This window comes from uncultured Capnocytophaga sp. (assembly GCF_938029845.1).
Taxonomy (GTDB): Bacteria; Bacteroidota; Bacteroidia; order Flavobacteriales; family Flavobacteriaceae; genus Capnocytophaga.
On sequence record NZ_CALHGG010000161.1, the window covers coordinates 1 to 22587 of the forward strand.

A 22587-nucleotide genomic window follows, 5' to 3' on the forward strand; every position below is an offset into this window, starting at 1 on the left:
ACATGCGCTGCTGCATAGGCTTCTATAGAAGCCTATGCAGCAGCGCATGTTTGCGGGTGCAAAGGTAAAATTTTTTGTTTATATTGTCAAGATGTTGTACCTTTGCACCCAGAAGTTACTGAGAAAATAGGTATAATCAAATGAAATAAGAACCATTACTAAATCGTTACCTACTCTTATTGTAATTCCTGTATCTTCTTTATTTTGAATAGATTATAAAAGTAGTTTCAATTTTAATAAAAAAGTAAAAACCGATGGTGTTTTCAAAAAAATAGAAAAACTCTATAAAATTACTGTCATTCCTGAAAATAGTGAACCCCACACTAATACAGAAATAGTAGAAACTCGTGTTACGGATTTAGGTAAAAAAATAGACGTAATTAAAATTATAAAAGATTATGATCCAGAAAATATTTCTATATAGCTTACTAATAGGTATATGTTTTTTAAGTTGTTTTAATACACCTAAAAAAGGTATTGTCTTTTCTAAGAAAATAGAAACCCAAAAAGATACTATTTTAAGTAAAGAAGAGATTTATAAAAAAATAGAAGAGATTGTTAATTTGAGGATAGCAGATAAGAAAGAAGGAAAAGAAAGTTTAAGTTATTATTTTTCTAAACTAAATATAGAAGATATTTCAAGTTATAAGATAAAAACGATAATAGGTCGTTTAATAGAATTTAAATACTTGAAAGTCAGAAATAGTGGAGAATATGATCCAGAATCTTTTCCTGTATATAATTTGTCAATATCAGGTGATTTATTTCTATTAGGAATTATAAGAGGAGATATGAGCTATACGGACTTTGTATGTATAGATTCCATTGTATTAGCAATGGATAAGATCCCACAAATGCAAAATGATTCCATTCATAAAATTTGTATTGATCTGGTAAAACGCAACAAAACAGGCCGTTGCAAATGGTGAATATTATGCGGGTTAAACCTGTCTATGAGAAAATATTGAATAAAAACATTTCGTACCTTTGCCTCGTGCAAACAGCCAATAGAATAAAACCGCAATGATCTATAAGAGACTCATTTACATATCAGCACTCATCTTTACAGCCGCTTGCTCAACAGGTAAGTACATTCGTGAGGTGCCCTATCATTATTCTACGGATAGCTTTCGCAAAGCCGCGCAAACTCATAAGGATAGTATAGATGCTAAATGCACGGAAAGCAACTACAAAGATGAGCAGCTTTCAGATGAGGAAATACGGCTTAAAGAAAAGTATTCCATCATCTTAAAGACGATGCCACAAGATATACGCAATTATCCCTTATACGCTTATATTGATGCTTGGATAGGCACGCCTTATAAACCGCAGAGCTTGGATAAGAAAACAGGGGTAGACGCCTCTTACTTTGTGCAAGCGTTATTTAGTGATGTTACCCGTTGTGCATTTTAAATAATAGAGGCTTTTAGATTGTGGATTTCTCTATTTAATATAAACTTATTGATGTATTGTATCAATGTTAAAGATGTTATCTTGCTGAATATCCGTGTTTTAAAACCTTCAAATGATTTTGCATAATTACGTTTTATCATAAATTGATCACACAGTTGGGAAAATAAAGTATCTATTCGTTTTCGTTTTTTCTAAAGAGCCTAAATTGAGGTCTATAGTCTTTTTGATTAGTCCTTTTAGGTGTATCTAATTGAATATTAGCATAGTTGAACAAATCTATTTGTACTTCTGCTGAGAGATAACCTTTATCTCCTATCAAAGTACAGTTTGACAATTGTTCTTTCACATCATTAAGATATCGGATATCGTGAACCGAAGCAGGACTCATATTGATAGACTGAAAAATTCCATTTAAAGAACAGATAGCGTGTAACTTATATCTATAATAATATAGCTTTTGAGAAGCACAATAGCCAAAATCAGGGCTTGAGTAATCAAACTCCTTACATATATGAGAGTGTTTTGCTCTTGAGTTTTCGCAGACTTTCAGAGGCATACTATCTACCATAAAAACATCTTCAAATTCGTTAAAATGCTGTGCAATTTTAGTTCTAATTTGCTCTATATAAGGGAATAATTTTCTTCTTCTACGATTAAAAAACACTTCTTTTAGTTTTACTTTTGATAGATTCAGGTGTTTTCCTAAATAAGTGACACTCAGAATCTATATTTAAATATTCAGTGGTTAGAACTAAACTAACTGCTTATAAATCAGATATTTTAGGTATCCTTTTTTGATGATTTTGAAGTTTATTTCCAAAGAATTTTGATAATACTTCAAGAATTTTTTTGTAACTTTGCCCTAAGTTGTTCATTATATTTAATTGTTTGGAATTCAATCAAATGAACAGCTTTTTATTTTTTTAAAATCAAAATGCACAACGGGTTAGTTAAATATTTATTTTTATTAATTTTAAATAAAATAAATGTCTACCTTTGTGCAAAATATTTTAGCTTATGAATACATTATTGAAATCTTTTACAATTACACTGATAGCCTTTCTTTTCTTTGCTGCCAGATGCACTCCGGTAGAAGAAGAGGTACTAAGCAATAATATAAGTATAACATTGCAACACAATTATATAGCTATAAGTGCTACCGATGGGAGCCCTTGCCAAGTGAGGCTTAGCTATAGTATCAAAGAAGGTACTGAAAATAAGGTTATTACAAAGATAAAAACAACTCCTTTTGTCTTTGGCGGAGAGGATGTGATCGCTTCCTATAATGTAGTGCAAATAGGAGAAGAAAGAAATCATCGCTTAGTTAGGAATTATACCCCCAAGGGGGCAGACTTTCTTTCTATAGAAAACTTGTCTGATAAGGATTTGGAATATGCTGTGATAGGAAATGAAACGCTTCAATATAGGTCATTGAAGGAACTTTCAGAATATGAAATAATCAATCCCTCCCAGCTACAAGATTCTCATAAAGTGATAAAAGTAGCTCCCTCTCCTGTGTATAAAAAGGCGCCTATATTGTATTTGTTATATCCAGATAAGGCACCTAATACTGATTGTTATGTGATTTCTTCTTTGTATAATGGAGAAAAGGCAAAAACTATTGAGAAAATCACTCTAAAAGCGCCAAATTTTGGAGATATCCTAACGAATATGCCCTATTCTATACAGCAAATACTGAATATATATCGTCAAGAATACACAAAAGGAGGAGTATTGTATAGAAATTACAACTATAGCAAGGATTATTCAGGTGCTTATAAGGCAAGCCTTCGTGAGACTTCCTCTTCTGAGTTGTATTATGGTTCTTACAAAGAGGCTATTCATTATGGTAAGATCTCGGCACACCATACACTTACTAACGAAGGTAAAATTTGGTTTCTCAATAATCAAGCAGGAATAAGAGGAGGTGATAATCTTATAGGAGACTACTGAAAACACCTCTTTTATTTTCTAGAATCAAAATGCACAACGGGTTATAAATATAGATAAAGGAATAATGAGCGTTTTTTTAATATTGATAAGTATTTTATTATTTTCTTGTCAAGAGAGTAAAAAGGTAAAATCTAATTTTACTAAGAATACTTTTGTTACTGAGAATGAAAGAATAAAAGTTAATGATTCTTTACCTCTTTTAAAAGACTTTCTATTACTTGAAGATGAATTGCTACAAAAGGACTTGTTTAAAAAGATAGATTCAGTATCTGCTATTCATTATCCAATGTATAAAAAGGAGGATATTGTAAATATAACTCCTAAGATGTTAGGTAGATACCTATATGATATTAATCGATTAGATTTGAAGGATAGCGTCATCTCTTATGATATAACTAAAAAAGAATATTGTCATAAAATAATCCATAGAGAGATGCAGAAATATAAGACCTCTGATTATAAAAATATTATTTATGTAGAGGCTTATCCTAACAAGACTTTTCGACTGGTTATTAATTATTCTTATACTGTCCAATTTGGAAAAAGTGAAGAACCCATTAGCGTAGAATCCTCAATATCCTATTCTTTCAAAATTATTAATAGAAAAATAGTGGAATTTGATATACAAGAATCAGGATAAAGCATAAATAGAAAATAAGCACACTTTAATGGAAGATGTTTTTCTAAACTCTGTAATTTTCACGGATAAATAAGACCAAAGGTCTTATAATAATCTATGTAAATCGTAACAGCACAATTACACAGACATAGAAAATCTGTGAAATCTGCGAAAATCAGTGGGAGCTTTCTTTATATCGAACTCACGTTAAATATCAAATTTCGTTTTGCTTCTCCTTATTCTTAGGGAAATTTATGCAGCTTATTTAGGGAATAAGAGCACGCTAAAAAAATAAAAAAAATAAATTTGCAGATTTGATAAATTGTTGTACCTTTGCACGCTGTTAGAAATACCAATAAATCAAGGTACTAACACAATAGGAATGTTTAATTAAAATAATTTAAGTGTGGACACATTAAGTTACAAAACACGCTCAGTGAACAAGCAATCCGCTGACAAGCAATGGGTTGTAGTAGATGCTGAGGGTCAAAAATTAGGACGTCTTGCTTCTAAAGTTGCCAAACTCCTCAGAGGTAAGTACAAGCCAAGTTACACCCCCCATGCCGATTGTGGGGATAATGTAATCATTATCAACGCTGAGAAAATAGAACTTAGCGGACTAAAAACCGACACTAAGGAGTATCTTCGCTATACTGGATACCCTGGCGGACAACGTATTCAATCTTTCAAGCAGGTGCTTGCTAAGTTCCCTGAACGAATCATTGAAAAAGCTGTAAAAGGGATGCTTCCTAAGAACAAACTAGGAGCTGCTCTTTTCCGTAACCTTAAAGTATATGCAGGGGCTGCTCATAACCATGAGTCTCAAAAGCCTGTTTCTATTAACCTAAATGACCTTAAATAATGGAAGTAATTCACAAGATTGGACGTAGAAAAACCGCTGTCGCTCGTATCTACTTAAAAGAGGGAAGTGGTGTGATTACCGTTAACAAGAGAAATTTGACTGATTATTTCACTACTCCTACCCTTCAGTATAAGGTAAAACAACCATTTGCTTTGCTTGGTGCTGAGGATACTTACGATGTAAAAGTAAATGTATACGGTGGTGGTATCACAGGACAAGCCGAAGCTATCCGCTTGGCTATCTCTCGTGCGCTATGCGAAATAGATGTGGAAAACAGAGCCGTGCTTAAGCCTGAAGGACTCCTTACCCGCGACCCTCGTATGGTGGAAAGAAAGAAATTCGGTCAGAAGAAAGCTCGCAAGAGATTCCAATTCTCAAAACGTTAGTATTTTATTTAAAATTATTTATTTATTGCCGTATTCCCCTCTTAGGGAAGTTAGTTTAGCATCCAAATACAATGGGCTAACAAACCACCATTTATTGCTAAATCTTAATACGGAACGTAAACTATTAAAAAAATGGCAAATTCAATAGAAGTAAAAGACCTATTAGAAGCTGGAGTGCATTTCGGGCACCTTACCAGAAAGTGGAACCCTAATATGGCGCCATATATTTATATGGAAAGAAATGGTATCCACGTGATTAACCTATACAAAACGGCTGCTAAGATAGAAGAAGCCAACGAAGCGCTTAAGAAAATCGCTGCTTCTGGCCGTAAAGTCCTCTTCGTAGCTACTAAAAAACAAGCAAAGGATATCGTAGCTGAAAAAGCTACTTCAGTAGGTATGCCTTACATTACTGAAAGATGGCCTGGTGGTATGCTTACCAACTTTGTTACCATCCGTAAGGCAGTGAAGAAAATGTCATCTATTGACAAAATGAAAAAAGATGGTACTTACGATACCCTTTCTAAGAAAGAAAAACTACACATCACCCGTCTTAGAGAAAAGCTCGAAAAGAACTTAGGATCTATTGCGGATATGACTCGTCTCCCTGCTGCTCTTTTTGTGGTAGATACCCTTAGAGAACACATCGCTGTGAAAGAAGCACAAAAATTAAACATTCCTATCTTCGCTATGGTGGATACTAATTCAGATCCTCGTGAGGTGGATTATGTAATCCCTGCCAATGACGATGCTTCTCGCTCTATCGAAAGAATCCTTACTTATGTGGTGGAAGCTATCAAAGAAGGTCTCGAAGACAAAAAAGTAGAAAAAGCAGAGGAAAAAAATACTGAAAACTAAAATTATTAATTCATAAAGTGATTATTTAATAGCTTTAAATAATCACTTTTTTAAAAAAATATACGAGAATATGTCAAAAATTACTGCCGCTGAGGTAAATAAACTCAGACAAGCTACTGGAGCAGGTATGATGGACTGCAAAAACGCTTTGGTAGAAGCTGAAGGAGATTTTGATAAAGCTATTGAAGTTCTTCGTAAAAAAGGACAAAAAGTAGCTGAAAAACGTGCTGACAGAGAATCAGCAGAAGGGGCTGCTATTGCTAAGGTAAATGCTGCTCACACTAAGGGAGCTATTATCTCTCTTAACTGCGAAACTGACTTCGTAGCCAAAAATGAATCTTTTGTAGCCTTGGCCAACGAATTGGCTGAATTGGCACTTAACTATAATGACAAAGAGGCTTTCCTTGCTGCTCCTTTCCAAGGAATTACCGTAGCTGATAAGCTTACTGAACAGACAGGGGTTATCGGTGAAAAGATCGAAATCGGTCAGTTCGAAGTATTGGAAGGAAAGTATGTGGATTTCTATATCCATGCAGGTAACAAGATTGCCGCTTTGGTTTCTCTTTCTGCTGCTATTGACAAAGGACATGAAGTAGCTCGCAACGTATGTATGCAAGTGGCTTCTATGGGAGCTATCGTACTTTCAAGCAAGGATTTTGACCCTGCTTATGTAGCTAGCGAAACAGAAGCACGTATTGCTGCAATCGTTAAGGAAAACGAAGAATTAAGAAGACTTGGAAAAACAGAAAAACATGTACCTAAGTACATCTCTGCGCTCCAACTTACTCCTGAAGTGCTTAAACAAGCTGAAGAAGAAGCCAAAGAAGAACTTAAAGCTGAAGGCAAACCAGAAAAAATATGGGATCGTATTCTTCCAGGAAAGGTACAACGCTTCATCGATGACAACACTACCCTTGACCTTGAAAAGGCACTACTTGACCAATACTACATCAAAGATGAAAGTAAGAAAGTAGCAGACTATGTAAAGGGATACAATGTAGAAATAACAGGATTTAAGAGAGTTTCTCTCGTATAATAGTCTTTCCATATTTTAATTATTAAAAGATAAAAGGAGTTTTCTTAAGCAATTAGGGAAACCCTTTTATTTTAGTTGTTAGTGATTAGTTGTTAGTTGTTAGTCACTTGTCATTAGTCATTAGTTGTTAGTCATTATTATTAGGGTTATTATTATGAAAATAATTATTTTCTCTGCACCTTCGGGTACCGGTAAGTCGAGTGTTATCAGGGAGTTACTTAAGCAACCAGACCTGAATTTGGCTTTTTCGATCTCCACTACCTCACGTGCTCCCAGAGGCACCGAACAAGATGGAGTGGAATATTATTTCATTTCGGCTGAGAGGTTCCAAGAAAAGATAAAACAAGGCGCCTTTATAGAATGGGAAGAGGTATATGCAGGAAACTACTATGGTACCTATTCCAGTGAAATAGAGAGACTCTCTGCCAAGGGCAAGAATATCATCTTTGATTTGGACGTCTTTGGAGGGATTAACCTTAAGAAGTATTTTGGGGGCAAGGCGCTTTCTATTTTCCTACAACCTCCTTCTCTTGAGGAACTCAAAAAGCGATTAGAACATAGGCAAACCGACACGCCTGAAAAGATAGCTATGCGTATAGAAAAGGCAGCTTATGAAATAGAACAGGCTGTTTATTTTGATAAGATTGTTGTCAATGACAATTTACAAGAGTGTGTCAATGAAGTGGCACAGCTCATTCGTAGTTTCCTAAATCGTGAATAAACAAAGATAATATGCAACCCAAAAAAATAGGTCTTTATTTTGGTTCCTTTAATCCTATTCATATAGGTCATCTTATTTTGGCTAATTACTTAGCTGAACATAGTGATTTGGATGAAATATGGCTAGTGGTAACCCCTCAAAATCCTTTCAAGGACAAAAAGTCTTTGTTGGACAATGCCTCACGCTTGGAAATGGTTGCCTTATCACTTAAGGAGTATGATAAGCTCAAGCCTTGTGATATAGAATTTCATTTACCGCAGCCCAATTATACGATTGATACACTCATTCATTTGGAAGAGAAGTACCCCCAACATATTTTTTCTCTGATTATGGGTGAAGATAACCTAAAATCCTTTCACAAATGGAAAAATTATGAGGTGATACTTAGTCGTTATTTTATTTATGTATATCCGCGCCTTAGTGAAGGAGAGGTACCCGTACAGTTACAAGATCATAAACATATAGTATATATAAAAACGCCTATTATAGAGCTATCAGCTACCGCTATACGTGAAGATATTGCCCAAGGAAGAGATGTGAGGCCTATGTTGCCTGCTAATGTATGGAATTATATAGATAAATGGGGTTTTTATAAGTAATTTTGTAGTTGATACCTATTGTTTTAGAAAAGTATAGGAGAGAATTATGATTCTCTCCTATACTTTTTCTGTTTTATCTTATCAGTGTACTAACGTCCAAGGTAGCGCCAATCTCTAACAGATGTAATCGCTTATGTGCATCACTAAATTTGCGTTTGGAGGCTTCTTTGTCAATCTTTATTACCTCAAAAGTATCATAGTGAACGCCTAATACATTGTCAGTTTCTACAAATTTGGCAGCAGTAATTGCATCTCTGACCCCCATGGTATAGTTGTTGCCAATGGGGAAGATACCCAAATCCACCTTGTACTGATGAGGGATAATCTTCATATCCATAGTAAGCGCTGTATCTCCTGATACATAGATAGTTGTATCATTGTAATTGATTAAAAAGCCTGCGGGATTGCCTCCGTAGCTACCATCCGGAAAGGAAGAGGAGTGTACGGCCTTGATCATTTTGATTTTCACCTTACCGTCCAAGAAACGATGAGAGCCTCCTATATTCATATCATGTCCGCCAATTCCTAAAGCGCGATAGTGAGCAAGTATTTCAGGGTTGGTAATCAGAGGAGCTCCTGTACGCTTAGCAATGGCTTCAGCGTCAAGAATATGGTCACCATGTGCATGGGTCAGTAGGATATAAGTAGCCTCTATATCATTGATATTAATGTGCTGGGCGAGCGGATTAGCACTGATGAAAGGATCCACAAGGAAGTGAGCTCCCTCAATTTCAATATTGACACAGGCGTGTCCTAAATAAGTAATTTTCATATTTTTAGTAATTTAGTGTTTTTTTCTATATAAAATATTCTATACAATCCTTTGTCTGTTCGGAGCACTCATAGGATAGAATGACAAAACGGAAATCAAAAGGGCTGAGGTGCTTGACCAAGGTGTCAATGAATTGTCCTTGACTTTCAATCATATACTCACTGAAATTATCTACACGCTCCTGTAAGGATTCTTTTGGAAAAAGGCTTACCCGTAGGTCAATCACTCTGTCTAGGGTCTCTCTGTATTTCTTTTTCTGCGCTTTGAGTAGGCGTTTTTCCAAGTTGTCCAATCCCTTGAGTTGCTTGGTTTCTTGGGCTTTAACAGCTCCAAGGAAGGATTTGTCAGTATGGGCAGCTATCTGATGTAACTGAGTAAAATGTTCTTGTAAGCATGCTCGTTGCGCGGAGAAATCAATAGGATATTCGGAGAGCCTTTGGGTGATTTTGTTTTCTAAGATATTGTTTTTTAGGAAAATATCATGATGAGTAAGTCCTAGCTTGTGCAGCTTTTTCTCTTGGGCTTCGCTAATAAGCAGTACTGAGTTGCGCAGCATGAGCATAGGGAAAGGTACCTTGTATAGAGCAAACATATCCTTAAGTTCCAGCCAGTAAGCAATCTCTCCACCGCCACCTATATAAGCCAAGTTAGGTAATATAACCTCCTGATATAGTGGGCGAAGAATGACATTGGGAGAAAAGTATTCAGGGAAGCACTCTAAGTGCCTTAGTATTTCCTCTTCACTGAATCGGATAGAGGTGTTAAGTACTGTATATACTCGTTCGTCTTTTACGATGCGCTCTCGTATACCGTCCTTTACATAGAAGATGTTTATCTCACGAGGGTGTACCTGTTCAGGGTAGTTCTTATTGACACTCTTGATATAGGCAAGTGTTTTTTCTACCTCTTTGTGAGAGGCATTTTCCAAGAGTTCTCGCTTGAAATAGGGGACTAATAGTTCCTTGAGAGACTTATCATTGCCATCAATAATTACTAAGCCATAGGGAGTAAAGAGTTCATTGACAAGGTAGCGGGTAGCGCTAGCGAGGGTTTTATGTTGTTCATAAGCTCTTTCAAAGAGTGATGCCAAGTATTGTCCTTGATGACTTTTGCCTAAGAGTACTTTGAGAATATGGGAGATACGCTCCAATCCTTCGGTGCAGAAATCACCTACCATACCACTTTGTTCAGTGTGCCATGAAAGCTTTTGTCCACGAAAACTAAAGTGGTTAATCTCCTCAAAATCATGGTCTTCCGTAGCCATCCAATAGATAGGGACAAAGTTGTATTGTGGGTACAACTTCTTTAGCTGCTGGCAACTTACGATAGTGGTAACTATTTTGTAGATAAAATATAGAGGCCCTGTAAAGAGACTTAACTGGTGACCGGTTGTAATGGTAAAGGTGTTTTCTTGGCGTAAGGCTTCTATGTTTTGGTAGGTCTCTTTGGAAATAGAGAGGTTTTTGTATTGCTTTTCCAATGCTTGAGCAAGGATATCCCTGTTTTCAACCGAGTAATGAGCTTGTTTTTCCTTTATCTGAGCTGGAAAATTAGTAGCCAAAGGAAAGCGATGATACAAACAGCGCAATTCTGCCTTTTGTGATAGGTAATCAGTGATAAATTCAGAGAAGTACCCTGTTTCTTTGAAAGGAATATAGTCAATCATAAAATTCTAAGTTAAAAGAGTGATTTTATATTACAAATTAAGAGGGCTTATACAAAAGCTCAAAACAAAAAGGGAGCAAATTCTTTATGGAACCGATTTCTAAAACTTTTCCTTGGGTGCTAGCACAAAATACAGTAATGGGACTCCCTTGGGTACATTCGTATTCCAAGAGAGCCTGCCTACAATTCCCACAAGGAGTGGTTATTTCTCCTTGGGGAGCGCTGGAGTTATCTCCACAAATAGCTATTTTGAGAATTTTTTCCTTTGGATAGTTAGCTTTTGCATAGAAAAGGGCTGTACGCTCTGCACATAACCCAGAGGGATAAGCCGCATTTTCTTGGTTATTTCCAGTGATAACAACCCCATTACTTAGCAATAGTGCTGCCCCTACCCAAAAAGAGGAATAAGGTGCATACGCTTGTTCTCTACTTTTTATGGCACTAAGAATAAGAGCCTGATCTTGCTTGTCTAGCTCACTTAGTGAGAGCATTTTATATTTGAATTGATAGAGATGTTCTTCCATACATAACCCATTAAAGAAAGCAAAGGTAAGAAAAAAACAGATAAAATCCTACGAAAAAATAAAATTCTTTTTACTTCAATAAAATTAAAAAATAGCTAAATAATTTTAGTAAAACAAAAGTTTTTTGTACATTTGTTGCCGATTTAATAGCTATATTATGGAATTTTTTACTTCAATGGATACTTACTTGCAGGGTTTTTGGTTTATAGCGATTCCTGTATCTATTATTTTTGTTGTTCAAACAGTGATGACTTTCGTAGGGGCAAATGCGTCGGATGGCTTAGCGGCTGACTTTGACGGAGATCTCTCAGGAGAGGATGCGCCCTTCCAGCTCTTTTCCTTACGCAACTTAGTGAATTTCCTATTAGGATTCAGCTGGACAGGTATTTCTTTCTATGAGCTGATAGACAATAAGATTACCCTCATTATTTTTGCTGTTCTTGTAGGTTGCCTATTTGTATATATATTCTTTCTCACAGTACAAGCCTTAATGAAGCTGGCGGAGGATAATTCCTTCAAGATAGAGGAGACACTTGGCAAGATAGCACAAGTATATATTCCTATTCCTGAATACCTATCAGGACGAGGAAAAGTTACCCTAAGTGTACGTGGCTCCCTTCGTGAGTTGGATGCCATGACCGAAGAGGAAAAAATCCCCTCCAATGTAACTGTGAGAATCGTAAAAGTACAAGACCAAGTGCTCTTTGTCAAGAGAGAACAGTAGTCAGTGGGCAGAGGACAGTAGTCAGAGGACAGTAGTCAGAAGGCAGTGGTCAGAAGACAGAGGTCAGAGGACAGTCTTTTATAACTGACTACTAATAACTAACCACTAACCACTAGCAACTAACCACTAACCTCTGGGAAATGAATTAATAATTAATAATTAGTATAGAATGGATTTTTCGTCACCAATTAGTTTGATTGCTGTATTTGCAGTCGTTTTGTTTGTAACTATTATGTCGCTTACGGCACGTTACAAGCGTTGTCCTTCGGACAAGATATTAGTTATTTATGGACGTACAGGAGGTTCTTCTGCACGCTGTATTCATGGGGGAGGTGCTTTTGTATGGCCTGTAATTCAGGATTTTGCCTACTTGGATTTGCGTCCGCTTTCCATTGAGGCGAACCTCTACAATGCACTGAGCCGCCAGAATATCCGTGTGGATGTGCCTTGTCGCTTTACCATAGCCATCTCCACTGAGCCAGAGAATATGAACGCGGCCGCTGAGCGCCTCTTAGGACTCTCTCCTGAGCAAATTCAAGAGTTGGCTAAGGATATCCTCTTCGGTCAACTTCGTTTGGTGATTGCTACCATGACTATTGAGGAGATTAACTCCGACCGAGATAAGTTCCTTGACAATATCTCTAAAAACGTGGATAGCGAGCTTAAGAAAATTGGTTTGAAACTCATCAACGTCAATGTGACGGATATCAAGGACGAATCAGGCTATATAGAAGCCCTTGGTAAGGAGGCTGCTGCTAAGGCTATCAACGAAGCTAAGATTAGTGTAGCTGAACAAGAAAAAATAGGGGAGACAGGTAAAGCCCTCGCCGATAGAGAACGTGATACACAAATTGCTGAAACGCAACGTGATAGAGATGTAAAAATAGCTATTACTCAGAAGAACAAAGAGATTAGTATCGCTCAAGCTAAAAAGGATGAAACCGTAGGTATTGCCGAGGCCAAGAAAGACGAGTCTATCGGTAAGGCAGAAGCGGACCGTGATAGTCGTATCAAGATCTCTGAGGCCAATGCCTCCGCTATCAAGGGAGAGAATGAGGCTAAGATAGAGATTGCTAACTCTGATGCGCTTCGTAGGGAAAAAGAAGCAGAGTCCTTGCGTATTGCGATTTCAGCTGAAAAGGTACAACAGGCTAAAGCCTTGGAAGAAGCCTATTCTGCTGAGGAAAAAGCCGAATCAGCTCGTGCGGAAAGGGAGCGTGCTACCCAACAGGCTAACATCATTGTCCCTGCTGAAATAGCCAAACAACGTGTCATCATAGAAGCCCAAGCGGAAGCAGACCGCTTGCGTGAGAATGCCAAAGGGGAGGCCGACGCCATCTATGCGAAAATGGAAGCTGAAGCGAAAGGTCTCTTTGAAATCCTTACCAAGCAAGCACAAGGATACAAGGATGTGGTAAGTGCTGCGGGCGGTGATCCTACTAAAGCGTTCCAATTGCTCCTTATAGAAAAACTTCCTGAACTGGTGAAAACACAAGTGGAAGCGGTTAAGAATATCAAGATTGATAAGATTACTGTATGGGATTCAGGTCAAGGCGAAAATGGTAACACCTCTACGGCGAACTTCGTCTCTGGTATGATGAAAACCGTACCGCCCCTCAATGACCTCTTTAATATGGCAGGACTTAATTTGCCGAATTATTTAACAAAGGCAAACGAAGCTCCTCAAGAAGTAAAGGGCGAAGAAGTAAAAACTGAAGAATAAAAGAATACAGAGAAAATGTAGCTCAATAATAAAAATTATAAACGTTTAACTTTTTAAGACGCAATAAATTGCGTCTCTACATAAGATACTGGCTAAGATAATTCCTGCTTAGTATGTTTTTTTGTAGAGACGCAATTTATTGCGTCTTAACTCATTAGGTTTTATTGCTTTTCTCTTTTCACTTAAATTCAAAGCTTCCTACTTCTATTAAATCCTCTTCATTGGTAAGCCTTACAGTCGTTTCTTGTTTTTGCTCCTTATCGGTACCGAAATGCGTATAGAAGGTAATACGGAGTGTTACAGGCATGAGTTGCTTTTGAGAGAGAGTACCAAAGTAGTCTGTCTCTATTTTGTAAGTGCCTTTGGGTGCTTTCTTGATCATAAACTCCTCTGGCCCATAGCCTTGGGTGACATCTTTAGAGATTTTTCCACCAAGGTAGGTAAGTTTGTTATCGAAAAAACACTTCTCATCAGTGGGGTCGGTCACCCATAAGTCCATATCACAATTGTCGGTATCCCAAGAGAGTACCACACGTATATCTACAGGTTCTGACTTGAGCAGGCGCTTGTCCATAAAGTTTGTTTTGATTCCCTTATGGCGCGCCACGAGGCTATTGATATCGTTCATGGTCACCAATTGTACATCACCAAAGCGCTCGTCCCAAGCGTTTTTTACCACTTTGTAAAGTGTTTCTACAGCTTCTTGGTACTGCTTATCTTCGGCTAAGGCCAAACCTAAATCACGATAGGACTGGGGTTCTTCCTCTCGGATAGCCACTACCTTTCGGAATACTTCTATGGCTTCCTTGTAAGCCTTGTAACTGCTGAGTTTGTAACCCAATACACGGAGCAGCTGAGCGTCCTCCAAGTTTAGTTCGGCCAAGTTGGACACTACCAATACGGCCTGTGTAAGGTCTCCTTTCTTGAAGAAGTAATCCGCTACATCTACATAGAAAGAGGGTGTTTGTCCGTATTCCTTTTTGAGCTTATGGTAAGTCTCTATGGCTTTGGCAGGATCGGCGTATTCCATAACCTTGAGGTAAGGCGTATCAGGATCGTAAGCATTCAGTACAATAGAGGCTTGGGGAGGTTCGTATCCTAAAGTTCTATCGACAGGTTCGTATCCTAAAGTTCTATCGACAGGTTCAGCCGCCAGTTCCATTTTCATTTGTAGAGCACTATTGTCTGCAATTATATCATATCCAGCAGTACCCATATCAGCCATCTTAGCATCATCATGAGAAACATCTTTAAGAACTTCTGCCGCATTGTTGTACTCCGCTATTTCTTCAGCATGTACCATCATAGCAGGAGGAGGAGGCGGTGTTCCGTATTTCTTATTTTTTTTAGTTTTCTTTTGTGCCTTGATAGGATAGGAAGTTTGCCACCACGAAGTTTGCTCTTTGGATTGGCTGATTACACGTTCCAAGGCCTGTTTCTGCTCTTCCATTTTTTCAGAGTTTATTTCGGAAGAGAGTTTGTTATATTCCTGTTCGAGTTCCTTGGGTGGGGTAATCTGATAACGAACATAATCCTCAGCTGTCTCCAGTACGATTAGGGAGTTGCCCTCGGTTACGATACCATAACGGCGACCTACCACATCAATGGCTTTGCTTTCAGCCCCCTCTCTTCTGAGTTGTGCAATCTTCTTTTCTGCCCATACGCGGCGTAAAAGAGCAAATTCCTCGTCGCTTGCAGCTGTATTTTTACTAAAGGTGAGTTCTTTTTCTACGATGACCTTGTTTGGATAGCCTAAAGATACGACCAAAGTAGCATCTTCACTATTTAGATAACCTGAAAAAGTAAAATTTTCCCCTACTAAAGTACCTTTTTGAGGATATAAGTTCACTACATTTCCCTTTTTTACCTTATAATCCAATACTTGGAAGGCTTGATATTGCAATGCTTTTACCGCCTGAGAAACCTCTTGGGTATTGAGATTGATAAAGCTACCCCCAGTAGCTCCAGACAAGTATTGTAGCTTGTCCAAATTGGCTACCAGTTGGGAGCTAATTACATTGACAGGGGCATGTAGCTGCCTAATGAGCCGCGTAAAGTCAAAATTCTTATCCCTAAAGTTAAAAATACCATCGGAGAAGAGAAAGTACTCATCACTTTCTTGAGGGAATAGCATTGCTTGAGGGTCTGTTGCCCCGTCATATACTAGTTTTTCTAGGTATTGTCGTAGTTCCTGCCAATTGCCGTTTTCCACTTTGAAAGGAATTGCAGCGGAGGAACGGATATGAAAGGTAGTAAGGGCTACTTTTACCTCTTTTATTTCCTTAAAATAGGTATCCAAAAGGGCAAATTCCTTGGTAAAGTCTCTTTTCTGGCTAGAAGAAGAAATATCCCATAGGATACCTATACTCTTGGGTTTCTCTTTTTTCTTTAGCGATTGCTTTTCTAAGGCAATATTTCCATAGAGGTAGCTATCTGTTCCTTTGGTGGCTGTTAGTAATTGCGGTTTGTCTATTTTAGGGAAGGTCAGCCCTATATTTTTGTCCAAGGTATAGTTGTCTTTCTTTACCTCACTGATATAGCTGTTGCGGCTTTGTCCGAAATTGAGCTGTAGCGTATTTTCTATATCCGCTTTGACCATACGCGAAACCACTTCGGTACGTAGCTTAAAGTGCTTGAGCTTCACTCCAGAGGCGATGGGTAGGAAATAGAAATCCCGTCCGTCCTTTTGGGAGAGTTCTTGCTCGAAGGCGATGAGGATTCTACGTACCCCTTGGGCAGGCATAGGATATACACGAGCGCGAAAGTTGTTACCTTCGGTTTTTTCCAAAAGCCCAGGGTCTACATTGCGCCGTGCGATATCCTCAAAGGCTTGGCGCCCTAAGGCCTTATCCACGACTACCCCCTCGCGGAGCTTACCGTCGATATCTAAGGCAAAGCGAGAGACCTCTTGGCCATTGGATAGGGGAAACTCAAACTCGCCCTCCATCACCCTATCATTGGGGTTGTAGAAAGTCATTTCCATAGTGGTTACGGCCGTTTGTCCCATGACCAATATATCCATGGAGAGCTCTTGTAATTGCATGGGGTTGGCATTGTACTGACCCCTGACCTTCACTTCGGGGAAAATTGTCTTCTGAGCCATAGCACCTCCTACTGAGGCAAGGAGGGCTATGGAGGTTATTAAAAGTTTCATAAATCTATTGTTTATTTTGGACGAATAGTCATTATTTTAAGGACGAATTACAATTACCTTAAGGGCAAATTGCTACTTGCACCTACTAAAATTCAAAACTTCCCACTTCTATGACTTCTCTTTCGTTAGAGAGGCGTACAGTGGTTTCTTGTTTTTTCTCTTGAGGGGTGCCGTAGTGGGTAAAGAAAGTGATACGGAGGCTTACGGGCAGTAGCTGCTTTTGGGAGTGATTGCCGTAGTAATTCACTTCTATTTTGTAATTACCCTTAGGGGCTTTCTTGAGCATAAACTCCTCAGGACCATAGCCACCTCTAACATCTTGGCTTATGATACCACCTAAGTAGGTCTGTCTGTAGAGATAGAAACATCTTTCTTCTTCGGGGTCGGTAACCCATAAGTCCATATCGGAGTTGTCGGTATCCCAAGTGAGTACTACACGGATATCCACGGGTTCCTTCTTAAGCAAGCGCTTGTCAATAAAGGAAGTGCGGAGACCTTTTTGGGTATTTATGATGTTGTTAATCTCGTTCATAGCGATTAGCTGTACATCTCTAAAGCGCTGATCCCAAGGACGTTCCACTACTTTGTAAAGGGTCTCTATCGCCTGCTGGTATTCCCCTGCTTGGGCTAAGGCCAATCCCAAATCGCGATAAGATTGGGGTTCTTCCTCACGGATGGCTACTACCTTGCGGCTAATGGACACTGCTTCTGGGTAAGCCTTGTAAGCACTGAGTTTGTAAGCCAATACGCGGAGCAGCTGGGCATCCTCTAAGCTCAGTTCGGCCAAGTTGGACACCACCAATATGGCCTGCTCAGTATCTCCTTTTTTAAAGAAATAATCAGCCACATCTACATAGAAGGAAGGCGTTTGTCCGTATTCCTTTTTGAGTTTGTAATAAGTCTCTACCGCTTTGGTTGGGTCGGCATATTCCATCACCTTTAGGTAGGGCGTATCAGGATTATAGTCATTGAGGGCTATTTTGGAGGTATTAGAAAGCTCACCACTACGATCTTCTGCCTCGCTTTCCTCTTCATCATTAAGAACTTGCACAGTTTCTTTAGCAGCTTTTTTGTTCTGTCGTCTTTCTTTTCTGGAGGAGCGACTATAGCCACTTATCATTACTTCAGCCATCTCGGCCTGACTACTCTCTGAAATAGAACCTATACCACGTATAGTGAGCGTGGAGCTGCTGACACTGGTACGCATATTTATACCAGCAGTACTCTCGTTGGAAGATTGATCAGCTGTATTCTTGACAGGTTGGGTACCTGCGATAGGGAAGGAGGTATTCCACCATTTGCTTTGTGCTTCGGAGAGTTTTACCACGTAGTCAAGGTGTTCTTTCTTTTCTTTTTCCTTGTCTTGTTTTTCCTTATTGACAAGGCGTTCGTATTCCCTTTGGAGTTCCTTGGGAGGAGTAATCTGGTAACGCACATAGTCTGCTACGGTCTCCAGAACGATGAGAGAATTACCCTCGGTGACGATGCCATATTGGCGACCTACGGCATCAATATCCTTTGCCAAAGCGCCTTCTCTTTGTAGCTGTGCGATCTTCTTTTCAGCCCATATACGGCGCAAGAGGGCAAACTCTCCTACGCCTGCGGTATTATCTTTGCTAAAAGTAAGCTCTTTTTCCACGATGACCTTGCCAGGGTAGCCAAAAGATACGACCAAAGTAGCTTCTTCACTATTTAGAAAACCCGAAAAAGTAAAGTTTTCCCCTACCAAAGTCCCTTTCTGTGGATATAAGTCGGTTACATTTCCACTTTTTACTTTATAGCCTAAGAGTTGGAAAGACTGGTAGCGCAATGCCTTAAGCGCTTCAGGGAGTGCTTGGGTATTGAGGTTAATGAAACTACCTCCAGTAGCTCCTGCTAAGTATTGGAGTTTGTCCCAATTGGCTACTTGTAGCGAGCTAATCACATTCACAGGAGCTTGTAAGGACTTGATAAGTGTATTGAGCTGAAACTCCTTGGCACCAAAGTTGAAAATCCCATCGGAGAAGAGCAAGTACTCATCAGCCCCTTGGGGAAATACCATAGCATTGCCGTCGGTAGCCCCGTCATAGACTTGTTTTTCCAAATACTGTCGTAACTCCTGCCAATTTCCGTCTTTTACCTCAAAGGATACAGGCTTGGAAGCACGGATATGAAAAGTGGTGAGGGTTACTTTTACATTTTTGAGTTCCTTGAAATAGGCATCCAAGAGCCCATATTCTTTGGCAAAGTCTCTTTTTTCGTTAGAAAGAGAGCTGTCCCAAAGGATACCTATGTTTTTAGGAGCTTCTTTTTCTCTTAGCGCCAATTTTTCCAAGGCTATATGTCCATAGAGGTAGCTTTCGTCCCCTTTTGTAGCTGTTATGAGTTGTGGTTTGTCTATTCTGGGGAAGGTAAGGGCAATGTTTTTGTTCAAAGTATAGTTAGTCTGCTCTACTTCACTGATATAGCTGTTGCGGCTTTGAGTAAAGTCCAGCTGCAGGGAGTTTTCTATATCAGCCTTGACAAAGCGAGAAACTACCTCGGTGTGTATCTTGAATTTTTTGAGCTTAACCGCGTTAGCAATGGGCAGGAAGTAAAAGTCCTGTCCGTTCTTTTGAGAGAGTTCTTGCTCGAAGGCAATGAGGATACGGCGTGTTCCCCTGCGAGGCATAGGATACACACGGGCACGGAAGTTGTTACCTTCGGTTTTTTCGAGCAAACCAGGGTCTACTCCTCGGCGTACAATCTCTTCAAAAGCCTTGCGCCCCAGAGCCTTATCCACGACCACACCCTCACGTAGCTTGCCATCTATATCCAAAGCAAAACGAGAGACCTGTTGGCCATCGGAGAGGGGAAACTCAAATTCGCCTTCCATCACGCGGCTATTGGGATTGTAGAAAGTCATCTCCATGGTGGTTACCGCTGTCTGTCCTACGACCAAGATATCCACTGAAAGGTCTTGTAGCTGCATGGGCTTGGCATTATCCTCTTGGCTTACCTTTACCTGAGGTAGGATAATTTTCTGTGCAGTAGCACTACCTATAGAAAAAAATAGTGCTATAAAAGATAGAAGTTGTTTCATATACTTTTAATATAAAATAAGTATCTTTATAGTACAAAAAATATGCCAAATGGCGTTGATTATCTTAAAAAAACATTTATCTTTGCACTCAAAAACAACTTCTATGTTAAAATATGTATTTTTCCTTTCTGTGATAGTTTTTTTTGGTGCATGTAAGGATAAAGGAAAGAATATTTTGGATGAAATGGCTGAAAGGGAGATCAACGAATCCTATGAACCACTTTTCCTGCAAGATACGGCTGTGGCTTCTCTGAAGAAAGTTCTCATCAAGGATGATTATTATAAGGTCGCTATAGAGCGAGAGGTAGCCAACTTCTACAAAAAGTATAATTACCAAACGCGCTGGCTGTATCAGAACAAGCCTTCACCGCTCTTTGCTTCCTATATCAATACCCTTACGGAGCTTACCGACTATGGATTTTTCCCACAAAATTATAGACAACATGAACTGGATTCTTTGGTAGGGCACCTTTACCAGCAAAAGGATTCCCTATTCTTAAAGCGTTTGGAGACAACGGATCGTGAGATTACAGCCTCCTTTTTGCTACTGACTCGTCACCTTATCCAAGGACGTATTCCTAAGGTGGGCGATGAAGTGCGTGTATGGAAGCGTAACAAACCTATCTTTGATAACGTAGAGCTGTTGCTAAAACTCCAAGATACAGATAACCTATCTTCTATCATAGATGCGCTGCAACCCCAACAACCTTTCTATAAGGCTATGGCGCAGAAATACAAAGAGTTGCTCAAGGACACTACTACCTACACTCCTTTTGCCATTACTGACCTAAAGAGTTTTGCCATAGGTTACAGAGATAGTACCATAGTAGCACTACGAACACAGTTGAAGCACAAGGGCTATAACCCTGTAGTACAAGGGGCACCTGCTGAGGTAGATTCTTTGCTTATAGAGGCTGTCAAGCAATTCCAACGACAGGTGGGGCTTATGGCGGATGGACAACCTGGAGCACAGACCATGGGCTATTTGCAGATGACTCCCCAACAACAGCGTGATCTGCTCTTGCTTAATATGGAACGCCTACGTTGGCAGAATAAGGATTTGGGAGAAGATTATGTATTGGTGAATATTCCCGAATATCGCCTCCGTCTTTTCCATAAGGATTCCCTAAAATTCACTACTAATGTCGTGGTAGGCAAGCCTGATACGCCTACCCCCATTTTCTCTGATAGCATAAAGTTTGTAGAGTTTCGTCCTACATGGTCAGTACCTATAAGTATTGTCCGTAAGGAGATGATCCCTCGTATTGTAGATAGCGGGGATTCACTTAAGTACGCCAAGCGCGGTTATAAGCTCTATGAGAACAACAAAGAGATAGACCCTGCTACGATTAATTGGAGAGATGAGAAGACCCTCAAGCGCAATTTGGCTTTTGTGGAGAACCCCTCAGCTAATAACTCTTTGGGCTTGGTCAAGTTTATTCTCTACAATGACATGAGTATCTACCTACATGATACCCCTAGCAAAAAGCTCTTTGACAATACTCAACGCACTTATAGCCATGGCTGCGTGAGGGTACAACATCCCGATAGCTTAGCTTACCAATTGCTCAAGCACACCGCTGAGTGGAATTATCAAAAGGTCAATGACGCTATGCATACAGGCCGAGATCAATATCGCGTACACCCCAAACAGCACTTTGTGGTGGATATATCCTACCTCACCGCTTGGGTAGATGAGGCAGGGCAGCTTGTAATCCGCAATGATCCTTACCAGTTTGACAAGGAACAACTCAAGCTCTTAGAGCGTTATAAGAAGATGTAAATCAAAGGGTAGCATCGAACACTTCTAAGAAGTGTCTTGTAATGTGCTGTTTTACTTCTTCCAAGGGTACTTCTCTACCTAGTTCTGTTTTAAGAGAGGCTACAGCCTTGTCAGCGATACCACAAGGCACAATATAGTTGAAGTAATTAAGATCTGTATTCACATTCAGCGCAAAGCCGTGCATGGTAACCCAGCGAGAGGCTCTTACTCCCATAGCACAGATTTTGCGTGCCTTTCGGGTACCCACGTCCAACCATACTCCTGTTTCCCCTTGGCTACGTTCGCCCTTAAGACCATAGTCGGCAAGGGTAAGGATGATTACTTCCTCAAGGGAGCGTAGGTATCTGTGAATGTCAGGGAAGAAATTGTCCAAATCCAAAATAGGATACCCTACCACCTGTCCTAATCCATGGTAGGTGATATCTCCTCCACGGTTTACCTTATAGAAAGAAATATGTTTTTGTTTGAGGAATTCCTCACTCATAAGCAAGTGCTCCATGACACCACTTTTGCCGAGGGTAAGCACATGAGGATGTTCTACAAAAATCAAGTAGTTAGGAGTAGGGGTGGGGTTCTCTGTACTGCGATTAGCAGTTTTCTGATCAATAATTGCTTGAAAGAGTCTCTCTTGTTCCTCCCAAGCCTCTTTATAGTCTTTTAATCCCCAGTCTATTAGGGTAATTTTTTTGTTCATCTCTATTTTTTATATCTTGCAAAGGTACGAAAAAGATTTG

General features: G+C 39.3%; 19 protein-coding genes and 1 pseudogene. 13 read left to right on the forward strand and 7 right to left on the reverse strand.

The window, feature by feature from the left end:
• The first annotated feature begins 398 nt into the window (after positions 1–398).
• Together Q0625_RS12005 and Q0625_RS12010 are read left to right on the forward strand one after the other, a co-directional pair.
• Positions 399–929 (forward strand): hypothetical protein, encoded by a 531-nt coding sequence (locus tag Q0625_RS12005; protein ID WP_298827643.1) that lies wholly within the window; start codon positions 399–401, stop codon positions 927–929.
• A 94-nt stretch (positions 930–1023) separates the two neighbouring features.
• Complete coding sequence (locus Q0625_RS12010) at positions 1024–1413, forward strand: hypothetical protein (protein ID WP_298827645.1); 390 nt, start codon at positions 1024–1026, stop codon at positions 1411–1413.
• On the opposite strand, the pseudogene Q0625_RS12015 reads toward Q0625_RS12010, so the two are convergent.
• Positions 1410–2288, reverse strand: a pseudogene (locus tag Q0625_RS12015) (IS982 family transposase). The gene Q0625_RS12010 and the pseudogene Q0625_RS12015 overlap by 4 nt on opposite strands.
• A gap of 142 nt (positions 2289–2430) precedes the next feature.
• Here Q0625_RS12015 and Q0625_RS12020 point away from each other — a divergent pair.
• From Q0625_RS12020 to nadD, 8 genes are all read left to right on the forward strand, one after another.
• Positions 2431–3366, forward strand: a complete 936-nt coding sequence (locus Q0625_RS12020) for a hypothetical protein (RefSeq protein WP_298827647.1) — start codon at positions 2431–2433, stop codon at positions 3364–3366.
• A 64-nt stretch (positions 3367–3430) separates the two neighbouring features.
• Positions 3431–4006 carry a hypothetical protein gene (locus Q0625_RS12025; RefSeq protein WP_298827649.1) on the forward strand — a complete coding sequence of 192 codons (576 nt, stop codon included), beginning with the start codon at positions 3431–3433 and terminating at the stop codon, positions 4004–4006.
• 385 nt (positions 4007–4391) lie between these two features.
• Positions 4392–4847, forward strand: a complete 456-nt coding sequence (gene rplM, locus Q0625_RS12030; RefSeq protein ID WP_298827651.1) for a 50S ribosomal protein L13 — start codon at positions 4392–4394, stop codon at positions 4845–4847.
• On the forward strand, positions 4847–5233 hold the full coding sequence (rpsI, locus tag Q0625_RS12035) for a 30S ribosomal protein S9 (RefSeq protein ID WP_298827654.1): 387 nt from the start codon (positions 4847–4849) through the stop codon (positions 5231–5233). Before rplM ends, rpsI begins: the two co-directional genes overlap by 1 nt.
• Positions 5234–5365: 132 nt before the next feature.
• A complete protein-coding gene (gene rpsB / locus Q0625_RS12040) occupies positions 5366–6091 on the forward strand; it encodes a 30S ribosomal protein S2 (RefSeq protein ID WP_016419845.1) in 726 nt (241 codons plus the stop codon).
• Positions 6092–6161: 70 nt separating this feature from the next.
• A complete protein-coding gene (tsf, locus tag Q0625_RS12045) occupies positions 6162–7127 on the forward strand; it encodes a translation elongation factor Ts (protein WP_298827659.1) in 966 nt (321 codons plus the stop codon).
• 154 nt (positions 7128–7281) lie between these two features.
• Complete coding sequence (gene gmk / locus Q0625_RS12050; RefSeq protein ID WP_298827662.1) at positions 7282–7848, forward strand: guanylate kinase; 567 nt, start codon at positions 7282–7284, stop codon at positions 7846–7848.
• An 11-nt stretch (positions 7849–7859) separates the two neighbouring features.
• Positions 7860–8447, forward strand: a complete 588-nt coding sequence (gene nadD, locus Q0625_RS12055) for a nicotinate (nicotinamide) nucleotide adenylyltransferase (protein ID WP_298827665.1) — start codon at positions 7860–7862, stop codon at positions 8445–8447.
• 73 nt (positions 8448–8520) lie between these two features.
• Here nadD and Q0625_RS12060 read toward each other — a convergent pair whose 3' ends face one another.
• The 3 genes from Q0625_RS12060 to Q0625_RS12070 are packed head-to-tail and all read right to left on the reverse strand — an operon-like array spanning position 8521 to position 11408.
• The gene (locus Q0625_RS12060) at positions 8521–9219 is read right to left on the reverse strand and encodes a metal-dependent hydrolase (RefSeq protein WP_298827670.1); all 699 of its coding nucleotides are present in this window, start codon (positions 9217–9219) and stop codon (positions 8521–8523) included.
• Positions 9220–9244: 25 nt separating this feature from the next.
• The gene (gene bshC / locus Q0625_RS12065; protein WP_298827673.1) at positions 9245–10885 is read right to left on the reverse strand and encodes a bacillithiol biosynthesis cysteine-adding enzyme BshC; all 1641 of its coding nucleotides are present in this window, start codon (positions 10883–10885) and stop codon (positions 9245–9247) included.
• 37 nt (positions 10886–10922) lie between these two features.
• The gene (locus Q0625_RS12070) at positions 10923–11408 is read right to left on the reverse strand and encodes a cytidine deaminase (protein WP_298827676.1); all 486 of its coding nucleotides are present in this window, start codon (positions 11406–11408) and stop codon (positions 10923–10925) included.
• Positions 11409–11565: 157 nt separating this feature from the next.
• Here Q0625_RS12070 and Q0625_RS12075 point away from each other — a divergent pair, with 157 nt between their 5' ends.
• On the forward strand, positions 11566–12132 hold the full coding sequence (locus Q0625_RS12075; protein ID WP_298827679.1) for an NfeD family protein: 567 nt from the start codon (positions 11566–11568) through the stop codon (positions 12130–12132).
• A 169-nt stretch (positions 12133–12301) separates the two neighbouring features.
• Positions 12302–13855, forward strand: a complete 1554-nt coding sequence (locus tag Q0625_RS12080; RefSeq protein WP_298827682.1) for a flotillin family protein — start codon at positions 12302–12304, stop codon at positions 13853–13855.
• A 178-nt stretch (positions 13856–14033) separates the two neighbouring features.
• On the opposite strand, the gene Q0625_RS12085 is transcribed toward Q0625_RS12080, so the two are convergent.
• Positions 14034–17009, reverse strand: a complete 2976-nt coding sequence (locus Q0625_RS12085) for a VIT domain-containing protein (protein ID WP_298827685.1) — start codon at positions 17007–17009, stop codon at positions 14034–14036.
• Positions 17010–17094: 85 nt separating this feature from the next.
• Positions 17095–20070 (reverse strand): VIT domain-containing protein, encoded by a 2976-nt coding sequence (locus Q0625_RS12090; protein ID WP_298827690.1) that lies wholly within the window; start codon positions 20068–20070, stop codon positions 17095–17097.
• A 103-nt stretch (positions 20071–20173) separates the two neighbouring features.
• Between Q0625_RS12090 and Q0625_RS12095 the strand changes: the two genes are divergently transcribed.
• The gene (locus Q0625_RS12095; RefSeq protein ID WP_298827691.1) at positions 20174–21853 is read left to right on the forward strand and encodes a L,D-transpeptidase family protein; all 1680 of its coding nucleotides are present in this window, start codon (positions 20174–20176) and stop codon (positions 21851–21853) included.
• 1 nt (position 21854) lies between these two features.
• Here the strand turns inward: Q0625_RS12095 and lipB are convergent, their stop codons facing one another.
• A complete protein-coding gene (lipB, locus tag Q0625_RS12100) occupies positions 21855–22547 on the reverse strand; it encodes a lipoyl(octanoyl) transferase LipB (RefSeq protein WP_298827694.1) in 693 nt (230 codons plus the stop codon).
• Positions 22548–22587: the final 40 nt, after the last annotated feature.

Bases quoted from the DNA above. Each gene is read 5' to 3' on its own strand.
- Q0625_RS12005 (WP_298827643.1), top strand. From the start codon at position 399: ATGATCCAGAAAATATTTCTATATAGCTTACTAATAGGTATATGTTTT.
- Q0625_RS12010 (WP_298827645.1), top strand. From the start codon at position 1,024: ATGATCTATAAGAGACTCATTTACATATCAGCACTCATCTTTACAGCC.
- Q0625_RS12020 (WP_298827647.1), top strand. From the start codon at position 2,431: ATGAATACATTATTGAAATCTTTTACAATTACACTGATAGCCTTTCTT.
- Q0625_RS12025 (WP_298827649.1), top strand. From the start codon at position 3,431: ATGAGCGTTTTTTTAATATTGATAAGTATTTTATTATTTTCTTGTCAA.
- rpsI (WP_298827654.1), top strand. From the start codon at position 4,847: ATGGAAGTAATTCACAAGATTGGACGTAGAAAAACCGCTGTCGCTCGT.
- rpsB (WP_016419845.1), top strand. From the start codon at position 5,366: ATGGCAAATTCAATAGAAGTAAAAGACCTATTAGAAGCTGGAGTGCAT.
- tsf (WP_298827659.1), top strand. From the start codon at position 6,162: ATGTCAAAAATTACTGCCGCTGAGGTAAATAAACTCAGACAAGCTACT.
- gmk (WP_298827662.1), top strand. From the start codon at position 7,282: ATGAAAATAATTATTTTCTCTGCACCTTCGGGTACCGGTAAGTCGAGT.
- nadD (WP_298827665.1), top strand. From the start codon at position 7,860: ATGCAACCCAAAAAAATAGGTCTTTATTTTGGTTCCTTTAATCCTATT.
- Q0625_RS12060 (WP_298827670.1), bottom strand. From the start codon at position 9,219: ATGAAAATTACTTATTTAGGACACGCCTGTGTCAATATTGAAATTGAG.
- bshC (WP_298827673.1), bottom strand. From the start codon at position 10,885: ATGATTGACTATATTCCTTTCAAAGAAACAGGGTACTTCTCTGAATTT.
- Q0625_RS12070 (WP_298827676.1), bottom strand. From the start codon at position 11,408: ATGGAAGAACATCTCTATCAATTCAAATATAAAATGCTCTCACTAAGT.
- Q0625_RS12075 (WP_298827679.1), top strand. From the start codon at position 11,566: ATGGAATTTTTTACTTCAATGGATACTTACTTGCAGGGTTTTTGGTTT.
- Q0625_RS12080 (WP_298827682.1), top strand. From the start codon at position 12,302: ATGGATTTTTCGTCACCAATTAGTTTGATTGCTGTATTTGCAGTCGTT.
- Q0625_RS12085 (WP_298827685.1), bottom strand. From the start codon at position 17,009: ATGAAACTTTTAATAACCTCCATAGCCCTCCTTGCCTCAGTAGGAGGT.
- Q0625_RS12090 (WP_298827690.1), bottom strand. From the start codon at position 20,070: ATGAAACAACTTCTATCTTTTATAGCACTATTTTTTTCTATAGGTAGT.
- Q0625_RS12095 (WP_298827691.1), top strand. From the start codon at position 20,174: ATGTTAAAATATGTATTTTTCCTTTCTGTGATAGTTTTTTTTGGTGCA.
- lipB (WP_298827694.1), bottom strand. From the start codon at position 22,547: ATGAACAAAAAAATTACCCTAATAGACTGGGGATTAAAAGACTATAAA.